Genomic DNA, 14,860 nt, shown 5'->3' on the forward strand with positions numbered 1-14,860 from the left:
GGCGCCTCAGCGCCCGATCATGCTCGGCAAACCCTCGGCCGCCAGGCGGTCGATCAGCCGGTTCAGCAGCCGCTGCTCGTCCTCGCTGAACGGGGCCAGCAGGCGCCGTTCGCACTCCAGCACCATTGGCGCCACCACCTGGTACACCTCCACCCCGGCCGGGGTCAGGTGCAGCACCGAGCGGCGGCGGTCGTCGCCATGGGTCTCGCGCTGGATGAAGCCGCGCTCCAGCAGCCGCGCCACCGCCCGGCTCACTGCCACCTTGTCCATCGCGGTGCGCTCGGACACCTCGCCGGCCGACAGCCCCGGATACAGCGCCAGCACCGCCATCACCCGCCACTCGGTCACCGCCATGCCGTAGCGCTCGCCGTAGACGCGGGCGATGTTGCTGCTGATCCGGTTGGACAGCACGCTGATCCGGTACGGCAGGAACCGTTCCAGATCCAGGGAGGGCGGGTCGGGCGTCGGGGCGGGCGTGGCGATCGTCATGCTGCATTGCACCTTGCTGGTGGTTTCACTTGTAACTACAACGGAGGATACTACGGCCATTCTCGCGAGTCTGGCGTCCGTCCGCACCCGAAATTTCGGCCCGGCCGCCGCGACCCCGTCCTCCAGGAGACGCGTCATGAGTGCACAACCGCAACATCCGTCGCAGCCGGCCAACCTCGGCATGCAGGTCACCACCTTCGAGAACCCGATGGGCATCGACGGTTTCGAGTTCGTGGAATTCGCCGCGCCAGCCGGGCAGGGCGAGCAGTTGCACGCGTACTTCCGCAGCATGGGCTTCACCGCGGTGCTGCGCCATCGCCAGCGCGCCATCACCGTGTACCGCCAGGGCGGGGTCAACTTCCTGGTCAACGAGGAACCGAAGTCCTTCGCCGCCGATTTCGCTGCCGCGCACGGTCCTTGCGCCTGCGGCTTCGCGATCCGCTTCCGGCACCCGGCCGACGAGGTCTTCGCCAAGGTGCTGGAGAACGGCGGCGAAGCCATCGCCGACAAGGCCGATACCCGCGCGGTGCCGGCGCCGGTGGTCAAGGGCATCGGCGACTGCATGCTGTACCTGGTCGACCAGTACGGCGAGAAGGGCTCGGTGTACACCGAGTTCGAGCCGGTGCCCGGCGCCGACCAGCATCCGGCCGGCTTCGGCCTGACCTTCATCGACCACCTGACCCACAACCTGTACTTCGGCAACATGCAGCGCTGGTCTGACTACTACGAGCGCCTGTTCAACTTCCGCGAGATCCGTTACTTCGACATCAAGGGCGCCAAGACCGGGCTGGTGTCCAAGGCGATGACCGCGCCGGACGGCGTGGTGCGCATCCCGCTCAACGAGTCGTCGGACCCGAAGAGCCAGATCAACGAGTACCTGGACGCGTATCGCGGCGAAGGCATCCAGCACATCGCCTGCTTCACCGACGACATCTACGAAACGGTCGAGCGCATGCGCGCGGCCGGCGTCGCGTTCCTGGACACGCCGGAGACCTATTTCGAGGTGATCGACCGGCGCATTCCCAATCACGGCGAGGACGTGGCGCGGCTGGCGCGCAACAAGATCCTGATCGACGCCGACCCGGAGACCAAGCAGCGCAAGCTGCTGCAGATCTTCACCCAGAACTGCATCGGCCCGATCTTCTTCGAGATCATCCAGCGCAAGGGCAACGAGGGCTTCGGCGAAGGCAACTTCCAGGCGCTGTTCGAGAGCATCGAGCGCGACCAGATGAAGCGCGGCGTGCTCTGACGGCGGCGCGCGGGCGGCGTGTGCGGGCTGACAGCCAGCGCACGCTCACAACCAGCGGACGCTGACAGCCCATCGCGGAGAGTTCCGACAGCCGGTGTAGCCCCTCTCCCACCGGGAGAGGGGTTGGGGTGAGGGTAGGCTGCTGCAATGACGCCAAAGCCACCCTTACCCACCACGACACTCGAGTACGCGCGTGATCTGCGCACCGGCATGACCGATGCGGAGCGCCTGCTCTGGTACCACCTGCGCAGCGGGCGTTTGCTGGGGCTGAAATTCCGCAGGCAGCATCCGCTGCCGCCGTATGTAGTGGACTTCTATTGCGACGCGAGAGCGATGGTCATCGAACTGGATGGTTCTCAGCACACGCTCGCAATCGATGCGATGCGTACCCGTTATCTGCAATCCCAAGGGATGCGGGTGCTGCGTTTCTGGAACAACGATGTGCTGCAAAGGCTGGATGCGGTACTTGCGCATATCGTCGCGGTCGCCGGCGGTCTTACCCTCACCCCAACCCCTCTCCCGGTGGGAGAGGGGCTTCAAGCAGAAGAGCCCTCGCCATGAACATCCAACCCAATGGCTACATGTCCGGCTTCGGCAACGAGTTCGCCACCGAGGCAGTCCCCGGCGCCTTGCCGGTCGGGCAGAACTCGCCGCAGCGCGTGGCCCATGGCCTGTATGCCGAGCAATTGTCCGGCACCGCGTTCACCGCCCCGCGCGGCGTCAACCGGCGCAGCTGGCTCTATCGCATCCGCCCGGCGGTACTGCATGGCGGCTTCGCCGCCTACGCCGGTGCCGCGGCGTTCCACAACGACTTCCAGCGCGGCCCGGTGCCGCCGGACCAATTGCGCTGGAGCCCGTTGCCGCTGCCGGAAACGCCGGTGGACTTCGTCGATGGCCTGTACACCATGGCCGGCAACGGCTCGGCCGAGGCCCAGCATGGCGTGGCGGTGCATCTGTACGCGGCCAACGCCTCGATGCAGGGCCGCTATTTCTACGATGCGGACGCGGAGTTGCTGATCGTGCCGCAGCTCGGCCGGCTGCGCCTGTGTACCGAGCTGGGCACGCTGGAGCTAGCGCCGCAGGAGATCGCGGTGATCCCGCGCGGCGTGCGCTTCCGCGTGGAGCTGCCCGACGGCCCCGCGCGCGGCTACGTGTGCGAGAACTTCGGCGGCCTGCTGCGGCTGCCGGACCTGGGGCCGATCGGCGCCAACGGCCTGGCCAATCCGCGCGACTTCCTCACCCCGGTGGCCGCCTACGAGGAGGACGAGGGCGCGTTCGACCTGATCGCCAAGTTCCAGGGCCATCTGTGGCGCGCGCCGATCGGGCATTCGCCGCTGGACGTGGTCGCCTGGCACGGCAACTACGCCCCGTACAAGTACGACCTGCGCCGCTTCAACACCATCGGCTCGATCAGCTTCGACCATCCGGACCCGAGCATCTTCACCGTGCTGACCGCGCCCAGCGACACGCCCGGCACCGCCAACATGGATTTGGCGATCTTCCCGCCGCGCTGGCTGGTGGCGCAGCACACCTTCCGGCCGCCGTGGTTCCACCGCAACGTGGCCAGCGAGTTCATGGGCCTGGTGCATGGCGTCTACGATGCCAAGGCCGACGGCTTCGCCCCGGGCGGGGCATCGCTGCACAACTGCATGAGCGGGCACGGCCCGGACGCGGCCACCTTCGACAAGGCCTCGCAGGCCGATCTGTCGCGGCCGGACGTCGTCGCCGACACCATGGCCTTCATGTTCGAGACCCGCGCGGTGCTGCGCCCGACCGCACAGGCGCTGGACGCCGCGCATCGCCAGCGCGACTACCAGCAGTGCTGGCAGGGCCTGCGCCGGCACTTCCGCGCGCCCTGAGCGCGCGCAGGCGCGGCCGCGCTGCTCAGGCCACCGCCGAGGCTGCCGCTGCCGCGGATGCGGTCGCTGGGTTCAGGCGGCCTCCGCCGCGGCCGCCAGGGCGGCGTGCAGCGGCGCCGGCAGCACTTCCAGCACGCGCTCGCGGATGCGCTGCGCGTAGCGCTCGGAGGTCATCTCCGGCATCGCGCGCAGCGCCAGCGCGATCGCGCGCAGGGTGTCCTGTTCCTCGCGCGCGGCGCGCAACTGCTGCTGCAGCGCCGGCGAAGCCGGATGCCGCTGCAGTTGCAGCAGGTCCAGCAGATACATGCGCGCATTGAGCAGCGCGCGCCGCGGGTCCGCCGGTGCCGGGGCGGCCGCCACCGTCGCCGCGGCGGCGCTGGCGCGGCCGTCGTCCAGGTAGCCCTGCTGCAGCAGTCCCTGCACGATCGCCTCGGCGCCGCGGCCGCCCAGCGTGGTCAGTTCCTCGACGCTGCGCTGGCCGTCGGCCAGGATCAGCACGCGTCGCTGGCGCATGTCCAGCGGCGCATCGTGCGATTGCAGTGCCGCAAGGGCGAGGGCGGTCTTGCGCGGATGCATGGCGGCGGCGTCGGTAGGCGCGCAGCGTGGCGCAGCGCGGTGAAATGCCGATGACAGGTGCGATGCGCTGGCATGTCGGTGTCGGCAGCCGCACTGCCATCGGCATGGTCGACCCCCTGGTCCGGGGCGCTGTGCGCCGCCGCGCTTGTTCGGCAGCGTGTCGCCGCCGCCGCCGTGCCGTGCAGGGCGAGGGCATGCACGCTAGCCTATGCGCTGGTCCAGCGAGGAACTGCGATGAAGCCGATTCAACCAGGCGTGGCGGTGTTGCTGCTCGCGCTCGCGGCCTGCGACCGGCAGCCGCCAGCGCCGCCCCCCGCGCCTCCAGCACCGTCCGCGCCGGCTCCCGCACCCGCCGCGGCCGACGACGGCGCCTTGCCGCCGCCGGAGATCGACCAGCCCGACGGCGACGTGCCGCCGGCACAGGCGCCGGCCTCGGCGCTGCCGCCGGAGCTGGCCGCGGGCGATCGGCAACTGGCGCGTATCGACGGCTATGGCGACCTGCGCCTGGGCATGCCCGCGGCGCAGGCACGTGCGGCCTGGGGTGGCGAACTCGACGGCCAGCCCAGCGCCGGCAGCAACTGCTACGTGCTGCGTCCGCGCTGGGCCAAGGGCAACCACCAGTTCGGCCTGATGGTCGAAGACGACACGCTGGTGCGCTACGACGTGCGCACCGCCAAGGAAACCGCGCCGGGCGGCGGCAAGGTCGGCATGGACCTGGCGCAGCTGCGCGCGCTGTACGCCGGCCGCCTGGAAGAGCAGCCGCACAAGTACGTCGAAGGCGCCAAGGTGCTGCGCGTGCGCGGCGATGCCGGCCAGCGTGGGGTGCTGGTGTTCGAGACCGACGCGGCCGGAAAGGCCGTCGCCTGGCGCGTGGGCCTGCCGCCGCAGGTGGATTATGTGGAGGGTTGTGGCTGAAGGGCCGGGAATGGTGAATCGAGAATGGGGAATGGGAAAAGCATGCACGTTGAGTGATTGAGGTGCCTCGGCCCGAACGTGTCACCTCAGTGGCGCATGAGCGCTCTTTGCTCCTCGCTTTTCCGATTCCCCATTCCCAATTCCCGATTCCCGGCCTTCAGGCCGTCCGCAATTGCCGGCGCTCGCGCCGCCGCGCACGGCGCGCGTACCAGCGTTCGCGCAGGCAGGAGAAGATCACATACAGCGCCGGGGTGCTGAGCAGGGTCAGGCTCTGCGAGATCAGCAGGCCGCCGATCATCGCGATGCCGAGCGGGCGGCGCAGTTCCGAGCCTTCGCCCAGGCCCACCGCCAGCGGCACCGCGGCCAGGATCGCCACCATCGTGGTCATCATGATCGGGCGGAAGCGCACGATGCAGGCCTCGCGCGCGGCCTCCAGCGGAGTCTTGCCGTGCTCGCGCTCGGCGACCAGGGCGAAGTCGATCATCATGATCGCGTTCTTCTTGACGATGCCGATCAGCAGCACCAGCGCGATCATCGAGATCACCGACAGCTCGGTGCCGGTCGCCCACAGCGCCAGCAGCGCGCCCATGCCGGCGGCCGGCAGGGTGGAGAGGATGGTCACCGGGTGCACCAGGCTCTCGTAGAGCATGCCCAGCACGATGTAGACCACCACGATCGCGGCCAGCACCAGCACCAGCATCGAGTTCGGCTGCAGTTGCACGCCGAAGCCGCCGCCGTCGGCGATGCGGATGTCGCCGGGCATGCGCAGCCCGGCCACGGTGGCGGCGATGATCGCATCGCCCTCGCCGGTGCTCACGCCTGGGGCCAGGTTGTAGCTCAGGTCCATGGTCGTGTACTGGTTCATGTGGGTGATCTGCGACGGCGCCAGGCCGGGTACCTGGTGCGCCACCGCGGTCAGCGGGATCATCGTGCCGTTGCGGGTGGGCACGTAGATGCGGTTCAGTGCCGCCGGCGTGGCGGTCTGGTCCGGCAGCGCGTTGACCACCACGCTGTACTGGTTGAGGTCGGAGTAGATGGTGGAGATCTGGCGCTGGCCGAACGCGCCGTACAGCGCGCCGTCGATGGCGCCGATCGACACGCCCAGGCGCGCGGCCAGGGCACGGTCGATGACGATGTTCTGGCGCAGGCCGGCGTTGTCCACGTCGGTGCCGACATCGCGCAGCTTGGGGTTCTTCTTCAGCGCGGCCTGCAGCTTGGGCAACCACTCCTGCAACTGGGCGTTGTCGTTGCCCTGCAGCGAGACGCGGTACTGCGCGCCCTGGCTGGTGCCGCCGCCGCCGTCGCTGGGCAGGTCCTGGATCGCGCGCAGGCGCAGCTGCAGGTCCGGGTAGCGGTCGGCCTTGGCGCTGAGCCGCGCCAGCACCTCGGCGGTGGTCTCGGTACGGCCTTCGTCGCGGCGCTTGAGTTCGATGTTGAAGCTGGCGCTGGAGCCCTGCCGGCTGCTGCCCAGGCGCGCGCCGACGATCTTCACCGCCGGGTCGGACATCAGCATGTCGGTGATGCGGCGCTGGCGGTTGACCATGTCGGCGAAGGACACGGTGGCGCTGGAGGTGGCGCGGCCCCAGATCAGGCCGGTGTCCTGCGCCGGGAACGAACCCTTCTTGACCGCGCCGGCCAGGAATACCGTGGCCACGATCAGCAGCAGCGGGGTCAGCGCCAGCAGCAGCGCGTGGCGCAGCGCGAAGTCCAGGGCCACGGTGTACACGCGCAGCATGCGTTCGTGCATGCGTTCCAGCCAGGCGCCGACGCGGCCGGGCTGTTCCGGCTCGGCGTGCGCGGACAGGAAGCGGCTGCACAGCGCCGGGGTGAGCGTCAGCGACACCACCGCCGAGACGCAGATCGCCGCGACCAGGGTGACGGTGAACTCGCGGAAGAACACCCCGATCATGCCGCTGGCGAACAGGATCGGGATGAACACCGCCACCAGCGAGGCGGTGATCGAGACGATGGTGAAACCGATCTCGCGCGCGCCGGCCAGCGCCGCCTCCAGCCGCGACATGCCCTCGTCGAGGTGGCGCATGATGTTCTCGATCACCACGATCGCATCGTCGACCACGAAGCCGATCGCGATCACCAGCGCCAGCAGGCTCAGGTTGTTGAGGGTGAAGCCCATGACGTACATCGCCAGCGCCGCGCCGGCCAGCGACAGCGGCACGGTGGCCGCGGCGATCAGGGTCGGCGCCAGGCGGCGCAGGAACAGCGCCATGGTCAGCACCACCATCGCCAGGCTGATCATCAGCGTGGCCTGCACCTCGTTGAGCGAGGCGCGGATGGTCGGGGTGCGGTCGAAGTACGCCGTCATCTTGGTGCCCGGCTGCAGGTAGGTGCGCAGCATCGGGATCTCGGCCTTGACCCGGTCCACCGTCTCCACGATGTTGGCGCCGGCGCGGGTGAACACGTACATCACCACCGCCGGCTTGCCGTCGAACCAGGCCGCCTGGTAGGCGTCCTGCTGGCCGTCGTAGACGTTGGCGATGTCGCGCAGGCGCACCGCGCGGCCCTGCTGCTGGCTGATCACCACCTGGCCGAAGTCGGCGGCCTTGGCCACCGCGTCGTTGGCGACGATGGCGGTGGTGGTGGCGCCGTCGCTGAGGAAACCGGTGGGCGAGGTGACGTTGGCCGCGCGCACCGCGTTGCGCAGGTCGTCCGGGGTCAGGCCCATGGCGTTGAGCGCGCGCAGGTTCACGTCCACCCGCACCGCCGGCGTGGAGGCGCCGCCGATGTCCACCGAGGACACGCCGCTGATCTGGCGCAGGCGCTGCGCCAGCAGAGAATCGGCGACGTTGTACAGCTCGTCGGCCGACTGCGTGTCCGAGGTCAGGGCGATGGCGATGACCGGGTCGTCGTTGGGATTGGCCTTCTGGTAGCGCGGCGTGGCCAGGCCGGAGGGCAGGTCGGCCTGCGCGGCGTTGATCGCGCTCTCCACGTCCTGCGCCGCCGAGTCGATGTTGCGGTTGCTCTGGAACACCATGAACACCTGGCTGTTCCCCTCCGAACTGGAGGACCGCATGGTGTCGATGCCGGGCACCTGGCCCAGGTGCCGTTCCAGCGGCGCGGTGACCGTGGCGGCCATGGTCGCGGCGTCGGCGCCGGCCTGGCTGGCCTGCACGAAGATCACCGGGATCGAGATGTTCGGCAGCGCCGCCACGCCCAGGCGCAGGTAGCACATCATGCCGATCACGAACAGGCCGATGGCCAGCAGCGCGGTGCCGATGGGGCGGCGGATGAAGGGCGCGGAGATGTTCATGAGACCGGGAATGGGGAATGGGGAATCGGGAATCGCAGTACGCGCCCGGCGTCAGTCTTCCGAGGATCCGGCAGGGAGTGAACGAGCCGGCAGCGCGCGGACACGCCGCTTTCCGATTCCCGATTCCCGACTCCCCATTCCCGGCGCCTCACGCCCGCCCCTCCGCCGCCGTCGCATGCCGCGCCGCGTGGCGCTCGCGCCAGGCGCGCACGCGCTCGGAGACGCGTTCCATGTACAGGTAGATCACCGGCGTGGTGTACAGGGTGACCAGCTGCGACAGCAGCAGGCCGCCGACGATGGCGATGCCCAGCGGCCGGCGCAGTTCCGAACCGATGCCGTCGCCCAGCGCCAGCGGCAGCGCGCCGAGCATCGCCGCGGCGGTGGTCATCATGATCGGGCGGAAGCGCAGCAGGCAGGCGCGGCGGATCGCATCGTGGGCGCTGGCGCCTTCGCGGCGCGCGTCGATCGCGAAGTCGATCATCATGATCGCGTTCTTCTTGACGATGCCGATCAGCAGCACGATGCCGACGATGCCGTCCACCGACAGGCTCAGCCCGCACAGCATCAGCGCCAGCAGCGCGCCGACGCCGGCCGGCGGCAGCGTGGAGATGATCGTCAGCGGGTGGATGTAGCTCTCGTAGAGCACGCCCAGCACGATGTAGATCAGCACCACCGAGGCCAGCAACAGCCACACCACGTCGGTCTGGCTGCCGGTGAACTCGGCGGCTTTGCCGATGAACTCGGCATGCAGTTGCGGCGGCAGCTGCAACTGCGCGCGGGTCTGTTCGATCGCCGCCACCGCCTGCGACAGCGAGTAGCCCGGCGCCAGGTTGAACGAGACGGTCACCGCCGGCAGCTGCTGCTGGTGGCTGACCACCAGCGGCGTGGTCGACTGCTTGGCCTCGGCCACCGCCGCCAGCGGCACGGTGCCGCCGCTGCCGACGGTGATACCGGTGTTCTGCGCGCCGATGCCGGTGGCGGTGGAGGAGTTGCTGGAGGTGGTCTGGCCGAAGCTGGTGGCGTTGCTGGCGGTCAGCGCGCCGCTGCCGTTGCTGGCCACCGCCAGCTGGTTCAGCAGCGCGGTGCTGGTGCGGAACTCCGGCGCCACTTCCAGCACCACGCGGTACTGGTTGAGCTGGGTGAAGATGGTGGAGATCTGGCGCTGGCCGAAGGCGTCGTACAGGGTGTCGTCGATGGTCTGCATCGGCACGCCCAGGGTGCTGGCCTTGTCGCGGTCCACGTGCAGTTCCAGCGCGCGGCCCTGGTTGGCCAGGTTGTTGTCCACGTCGGCCAGTTCCGGGCGCTTGCGCAGCGCCTCGGTCAGGCGCGTGGCCTGGGTCGCCAGTTCGGTGCTGTCCACGTCCGACAGCGAGTACTGGTACTCGGTGGCGGCCACGCGGGTGTCCAGGGTCACGTCCTGCACCGGCTTCAGGTACAGCGCCACGCCGGGCAGCCCGGCCACCGCCTTCTGCAGCCGCGGCAGCAGGTCTTCCAGGCTGTCGCGGTCGCTGCGCGGCTTCAGCACGATGCTGAGCTGGCCCTGGTTGAGCGTCGGGTTCATCGAGCCGGCGCCGATGAAGGCGGCCACGCCGGTCACCGCCGGGTCGCGCCGCAGCGCTTCGGCCACCGCCTGGGTGCGCTGCTCCATCTGCGGGAACGCCACGTTCTGGTCGGCCTGGACCACGCCGGTGATCAGCCCGGTGTCCTGCTCGGGCAGCAGGCCCTTGGGGATCACCACGTACAGCAGCACGGTCAGCACCATGGTCGCCAGCGCCACCAGCAAGGTCAGCTTCTGGTGCCCCAGCACCCAGTCCAGGCTGCGCTCGTACAGCCCCACGGTGCGCGACCACAGCGTGGTCTTGCCGGCCGCCGCTGCGCGCTCGTGCGCGTCCTCGCCCTCGGGCAGGGCGTCGGGCTTGAGCAGGTAGGCGCACATCATCGGCGTGAGCGTCAGCGACACCAGCATCGAGATCACCACCGCGATGCTCAGCACCCAGGCGAACTCGTGGAACAGGCGGCCGGTGACGCCGGGCATCAGGATCAGCGGCAGGAACACCGCCACCAGCGACACGGTCAGCGACAGCACGGTGAAGCCGATCTGGCGCGCGCCGATCTCCGCGGCCTCGCGGCCGCTCTTGCCCTGTTCGATGTAGCGCACGATGTTCTCGATCATCACGATCGCATCGTCGACCACGAAGCCGGTGGCCACCACCAGCGCCATCAGCGACAGGTTGTCCAGCGACATGCCGGCGAAGGCCATCACCGCGAAGGTGCCGGCCAGCGACAGCGGCACCGCCACCGACGGGATCACCGTGGCCCACAGCCGGCGCAGGAACACGAAGATCACCGCCACCACCAGGCCGATGGTCAGGATCAGGGTGAACTTGACCTCGTGCACCGAGGCGCGGATGGTCTCGGTGCGGTCGGAGAACACGTCCAGGTGCACGCCGGCCGGCAGCACCCCTTGCAGCTGCGGCAGGATCGCGCGGATCTGCTCCACGGTCTGCACGATGTTGGCGCCGGGCTGGCGGCGCACTTCCAGCAGCACCGCCGGCTTGCCGTCGGCCCAGGCGGCGAGCTGGTCGTTCTCCACCCCGTCCACCACCTTGGCCACGTCCGACAGCCGCACCGGCGCGCCGTTCCTGTAGCTGATGACGGTGTCGCGGTACTCGGCGGCGCTGGACAGTTGGTCGTTGGTGCCGATGCTGTAGGACTGGGTCTTGCCGTTCAGCGAGCCCTTCGGCGCGTTGACGTTGGTCTGGGTCAGCGCGCTGCGCAGCGCCTCCAGGGTCAGGCCCATGTTCGACAGCTGCGCCGGATTGACCTGGATGCGCACCGCCGGGCGCACGTTGCCGGCGATCGACACCAGGCCCACGCCCGGTACCTGCGACAGGCGCTGGGCCAGGATCGAGTCGGCGTAGTTGTTGACCTCGCGCAGCGGCAGCGTGTCGGAGCTGAGCTTGAGGGTGAGGATCGCCGCGTCGGCCGGGTTCACCCGGTTGTAGACCGGCTGGTAGGGCAGCGAGGAGGGCAGGGTGGACTGGCGGATCGCCGCCTGCACGTCCTGCGCGGCGATGTCGATGTCGCGGTCCATCGCGAACTGCAGCACGATCGTGGACAGGCCGGCCGACGAGTCGGAGGTCATCATCTGCAGCCCGGAGATCTGCCCGAGCTGGCGTTCCAGCGGCGTGGTCACCAGCGAGGCCATGGTGCTGGCGTTGGCGCCGGGGTACTGCGTGGTCACCACCAGGCTGGGCGCGTCGATTTCCGGCAGCGCCGACACCGGCAACTGCCGGTAGCCGAGGATGCCGAGCAGCAGCACGCCTGCCATCAGCAAGGTGGTGGCGATCGGGCGGCGGATGAAGATCGTCGAAAAGCCCACGGGGAGGATCCTTGCTGGTGAGAGTCCGGCGCGGCCGCGCCGGCGCCGGGAGTTACGGCGGAATCAGCGGCGGCCGTGGCCCGGCGCCGCGATCGCGGCGCCGGACGGGAACGCCGCTTGCGGGCAACCCGGCGAGTGCCGGCCGCGCGGGCGCGGCACGGCCGTCGCCGGCGTGCGCGGCGCGCTCAGCGCGGCCCGCCGCCGCCGCGGCGTCCGCCGCCGCGCTGCTGCTTGCCCTCGGCCGCCTTCAGCTCGGCCTCGGTCGGCTCCGGCGGCGCCTCGCCCGGCTTCAGCGGGGTCACCTTGATGCCGGGCTTGAGCCGGAACTGGCCTTCGGTGACCACCCGCTCGCCGGCCTTCAGGCCCTCGGTCAGCTGCACATGGCTGTCGCCCACTTCCGCGCCCTGCTTCACCGTCTGCATCTTGACCGTGTTGTCGGCCTGCACCACGTACACGTAGTCGCCGTCGGGGCCGCGCTGCACCGCCTGGGTCGGTACCACCACCCCGTCGGGCACGGTGCGCAGGGTCAGGCGCACGTTGACGAACTGGCCCGGCCACAGCGCGCGGTCGCCGTTCGGGAACACCGCGCGGACCTTGAAGGTGCCGGAGTCGGCGCTGATCTGGTTGTCGATCACGTCGACCTGGCCGTCGCTGGCGATCGGATGCGCATCGGTGCGGTCCAGCGCCGCCACCGGCAGCGGCGCCGCCGCCTGCGCCTGGCGCACGTCCTGCAGCTGGATCTCGGGCAGGTTGAAGGTCACGTAGATCGGGTGCACCTGGGTGATGGTGACGATGGTGGTGCTGGTGCTGACGATGTTGCCCACGTCCACCCCGCGGATGCCGGCGATGCCGTCGTTGGGGGCGAGGATGCGGGTGTACTGCAGCTGCACCTGCGCCGCACGCATCTGCGCGTCGTTGGCGGCGACCGCCGCTTCGTACTGCGCCACCTGGTTGCGCTGGGTATCCAGGTCGGTCTTGGCCACGTACTGGCGGTAGGCCGGCGAGTCGGAGCGCTGGAAGGTGGAGCGCGCGGTGGCCAGCAGCGCCTGGTTCTGGCGCTTGCTCGCCGCGGCCTGGTCGTAGCTGGCCTGCAGCGAACGCGGATCGATCTGCGCCAGCAGCTCGCCCTTCTTCACTTCCTGGCCCTCGCGGAAGTTCAGGCTCATCAGCTGGCCGCCGACCTGCGGGCTGACGGTGACGGTGTTCAGCGCGGTCGCCGTGCCGGTGGCGGTGGCGTAGATCGGCACGGTCTGGCTGCTCGCGGCCACCACCGTCACCGGGACCGGGGTGGCATCGCCGTCCTCGCCCGTGCCGGCGCCCCTGTGGCCGCCGCCGCGCATGACGCGCATCCCCACCACCACCACGGCCACCGCTGCGAGGATCAGCAGTGCAATCTTCCAGAAACGCGACATCCGGGGAAACTCCTGTGGCGAGGCGGGGTGGAGGGCCCTCCCGCAGTGGCTGGTGACGAGCGAGGAAGCATATCGCCGGCGCGTTGCGATTGGACCATGACTGAAGGGACAGACCCCGCGGGCGGGCAGGGCCGGTCGTCCGCTCTGGCAACGCACCCGTGGCGCATCGGTTGACACGGATTCGCAAGGGTTTTTTCCCCGCAGCGGGATCCACGGCCGCCCCGGGCCGGCCGCCGATGCACTACATTGACTGAACGCCCGTTCCGTCCCCACCTGGAGTCCTGTCATGCCGCGCCTGTCCCGCCTGCTGTCCGCGATGCTGTTCGCCGTCCCCGCCCTGGCCTGTGCGCAGAACGCCGAGCGCCCGGAGGTGACGGCTGCCGCGGCCAAGTTGCAGGCCAAGGTGGTGGAGTGGCGGCGCGACTTCCACCAGCACCCGGAGCTGTCCAACCGCGAGGAGCGCACCGCCGCCAAGGTCGCCGAGCGGCTGCGCGCGCTGGGCCTGGAACCGCAGACCGGCATCGCCCACCACGGCGTGGTGGCGATCGTCAAAGGCGCGCTGCCGGGGCCGAGGATCGCCCTGCGCGCGGACATGGACGCGCTGCCGGTGACCGAGCAGACCGGCCTGCCGTTCGCCTCCAAGGCCACCGGCGAGTACCGCGGCGAGACCGTGGGGGTGATGCACGCCTGCGGCCACGACGCCCACACCGCCATCCTGCTCGGCGTGGCCGAGGCCCTGGTGGCGATGCGCGCGCAGTTGCCGGGCGAGGTCATGCTGGTGTTCCAGCCGTCGGAGGAGGGCGCGCCGGGCAACGAGGAGGGCGGCGCTTCGCTGATGCTCAAGGAAGGCCTGTTCCGCGACTTCAAGCCGCAGGCGGTGTTCGGACTGCACGTGTTCTCCAGCGTCCAGGCCGGCAAGATCGCCGTGCGCGGCGGCCCGCTGATGGCCGCGTCGGACCGCTTCAGCATCAAGGTGATCGGCCGCCAGACCCACGGCTCGGCGCCGTGGAACGGCATCGACCCGATCGTCGCCAGCGCCGACCTGATCGGCGCCGCGCAGAGCGTGATCAGCCGCCGCGCCAACCTGTCCAAGCAGCCGGCGGTGCTCAGCTTCGGCGCGATCAAGGGCGGCATCCGCTACAACATCATTCCCGACGACGTGGAGATGGTCGGCACCATCCGCACCTTCGACGAGGGCATGCGCCAGCAGATCTTCGCCGACCTCAAGACCGTGGCCGAGCACACCGCCGCCGCGCACGGCGCCAAGGCCGAGGCGCACGTGCCCGACCAGGACGGCAACCCGGCCACGGTCAACGACCCGGCGCTGACCGCGCGCATGCTGCCCAGCCTGCAGGCCGTGGTCGGCGCCGGCAACGTCTACGAACCGCCGCTGCAGATGGGAGCGGAGGATTTCTCGTACTACGCGCAGCAGGCGCCGGCGATGTTCTTCTTCGTCGGCGCCACCGGCCCCGGCATCGACCCGGCGACCGCGCCCAGCAACCACTCGCCGCAGTTCCTGCTCGACGAAACTGCCCTGGACGTCGGCCTGCGCGCCTTGCTGCAGGTGTCGTTGGATTATCTGGGGGCGAAGCCGCAGGCCTGATGGGCGGCTGGGATTGGGGAGTCGGGGGTGGGGATTCGTAGAAGCGGCGGTGCTGCAGTGCCGTGAGCGTGGCGCGAGTGGATCCGTAGGAGCGGCTTCAGCCGCGA

10 protein-coding genes are annotated in these 14,860 nt (G+C 69.9%); 5 read left to right on the top strand and 5 right to left on the bottom strand.

The genetic code is table 11. The features are described from left to right. Positions 1-6 precede the first annotated feature (6 nt). The gene (locus NKJ47_RS03785) at positions 7-489 is read right to left on the bottom strand and encodes a MarR family winged helix-turn-helix transcriptional regulator (protein WP_254460207.1); all 483 of its coding nucleotides are present in this window, start codon (positions 487-489) and stop codon (positions 7-9) included. Positions 490-625: 136 nt separating this feature from the next. On the opposite strand from NKJ47_RS03785, the gene hppD reads away from it, so the two are divergent. From hppD to hmgA, 3 genes are all read left to right on the top strand, one after another. Continuing rightward, complete coding sequence (gene hppD, locus NKJ47_RS03790; RefSeq protein ID WP_429002485.1) at positions 626-1,738, top strand: 4-hydroxyphenylpyruvate dioxygenase; 1,113 nt, start codon at positions 626-628, stop codon at positions 1,736-1,738. A gap of 147 nt (positions 1,739-1,885) precedes the next feature. After that, positions 1,886-2,299, top strand: coding sequence for an endonuclease domain-containing protein (locus NKJ47_RS03795; RefSeq protein ID WP_254460208.1), 414 nt, complete (start codon positions 1,886-1,888; stop codon positions 2,297-2,299). Next, positions 2,296-3,597 (top strand): homogentisate 1,2-dioxygenase, encoded by a 1,302-nt coding sequence (gene hmgA / locus NKJ47_RS03800; RefSeq protein ID WP_254460209.1) that lies wholly within the window; start codon positions 2,296-2,298, stop codon positions 3,595-3,597. The genes NKJ47_RS03795 and hmgA overlap by 4 nt, the downstream gene beginning before the upstream one ends. 72 nt (positions 3,598-3,669) lie before the next feature. Here the strand turns inward: hmgA and NKJ47_RS03805 are convergent, their stop codons facing one another. After that, positions 3,670-4,173, bottom strand: coding sequence for a hypothetical protein (locus NKJ47_RS03805; protein ID WP_254460210.1), 504 nt, complete (start codon positions 4,171-4,173; stop codon positions 3,670-3,672). A 234-nt stretch (positions 4,174-4,407) separates the two neighbouring features. Here NKJ47_RS03805 and NKJ47_RS03810 point away from each other — a divergent pair, with 234 nt between their 5' ends. Further along, positions 4,408-5,088, top strand: a complete 681-nt coding sequence (locus NKJ47_RS03810; protein WP_254460211.1) for a lectin — start codon at positions 4,408-4,410, stop codon at positions 5,086-5,088. 157 nt (positions 5,089-5,245) lie between these two features. Here NKJ47_RS03810 and NKJ47_RS03815 read toward each other — a convergent pair whose 3' ends face one another. The 3 genes from NKJ47_RS03815 to NKJ47_RS03825 all read right to left on the bottom strand — a co-directional run bounded on the left by NKJ47_RS03815 (position 5,246) and on the right by NKJ47_RS03825 (position 13,150). Next, a complete protein-coding gene (locus tag NKJ47_RS03815; protein ID WP_254460212.1) occupies positions 5,246-8,356 on the bottom strand; it encodes an efflux RND transporter permease subunit in 3,111 nt (1,036 codons plus the stop codon). 148 nt (positions 8,357-8,504) lie between these two features. Then, positions 8,505-11,738 (bottom strand): efflux RND transporter permease subunit, encoded by a 3,234-nt coding sequence (locus NKJ47_RS03820; protein ID WP_254460213.1) that lies wholly within the window; start codon positions 11,736-11,738, stop codon positions 8,505-8,507. Between the two features lie 185 nt (positions 11,739-11,923). Then, the gene (locus NKJ47_RS03825; protein WP_254460214.1) at positions 11,924-13,150 is read right to left on the bottom strand and encodes an efflux RND transporter periplasmic adaptor subunit; all 1,227 of its coding nucleotides are present in this window, start codon (positions 13,148-13,150) and stop codon (positions 11,924-11,926) included. 286 nt (positions 13,151-13,436) lie between these two features. Between NKJ47_RS03825 and NKJ47_RS03830 the strand changes: the two genes are divergently transcribed. After that, on the top strand, positions 13,437-14,753 hold the full coding sequence (locus tag NKJ47_RS03830) for a M20 family metallopeptidase (protein WP_254460215.1): 1,317 nt from the start codon (positions 13,437-13,439) through the stop codon (positions 14,751-14,753). The last annotated feature ends 107 nt before the right edge of the window (positions 14,754-14,860 follow it).

This window comes from Xanthomonas sacchari (assembly GCF_024266585.1).
Lineage (GTDB): Bacteria > Pseudomonadota > Gammaproteobacteria > Xanthomonadales > Xanthomonadaceae > Xanthomonas_A > Xanthomonas_A sacchari_C.

Bases quoted from the DNA above. Each gene is read 5' to 3' on its own strand.
- NKJ47_RS03815 (WP_254460212.1), bottom strand. From the start codon at position 8,356: ATGAACATCTCCGCGCCCTTCATCCGCCGCCCCATCGGCACCGCGCTG.
- NKJ47_RS03830 (WP_254460215.1), top strand. From the start codon at position 13,437: ATGCCGCGCCTGTCCCGCCTGCTGTCCGCGATGCTGTTCGCCGTCCCC.
- NKJ47_RS03795 (WP_254460208.1), top strand. From the start codon at position 1,886: ATGACGCCAAAGCCACCCTTACCCACCACGACACTCGAGTACGCGCGT.
- NKJ47_RS03785 (WP_254460207.1), bottom strand. From the start codon at position 489: ATGACGATCGCCACGCCCGCCCCGACGCCCGACCCGCCCTCCCTGGAT.
- NKJ47_RS03825 (WP_254460214.1), bottom strand. From the start codon at position 13,150: ATGTCGCGTTTCTGGAAGATTGCACTGCTGATCCTCGCAGCGGTGGCC.
- NKJ47_RS03805 (WP_254460210.1), bottom strand. From the start codon at position 4,173: ATGCATCCGCGCAAGACCGCCCTCGCCCTTGCGGCACTGCAATCGCAC.
- hmgA (WP_254460209.1), top strand. From the start codon at position 2,296: ATGAACATCCAACCCAATGGCTACATGTCCGGCTTCGGCAACGAGTTC.
- hppD (WP_429002485.1), top strand. From the start codon at position 626: ATGAGTGCACAACCGCAACATCCGTCGCAGCCGGCCAACCTCGGCATG.
- NKJ47_RS03810 (WP_254460211.1), top strand. From the start codon at position 4,408: ATGAAGCCGATTCAACCAGGCGTGGCGGTGTTGCTGCTCGCGCTCGCG.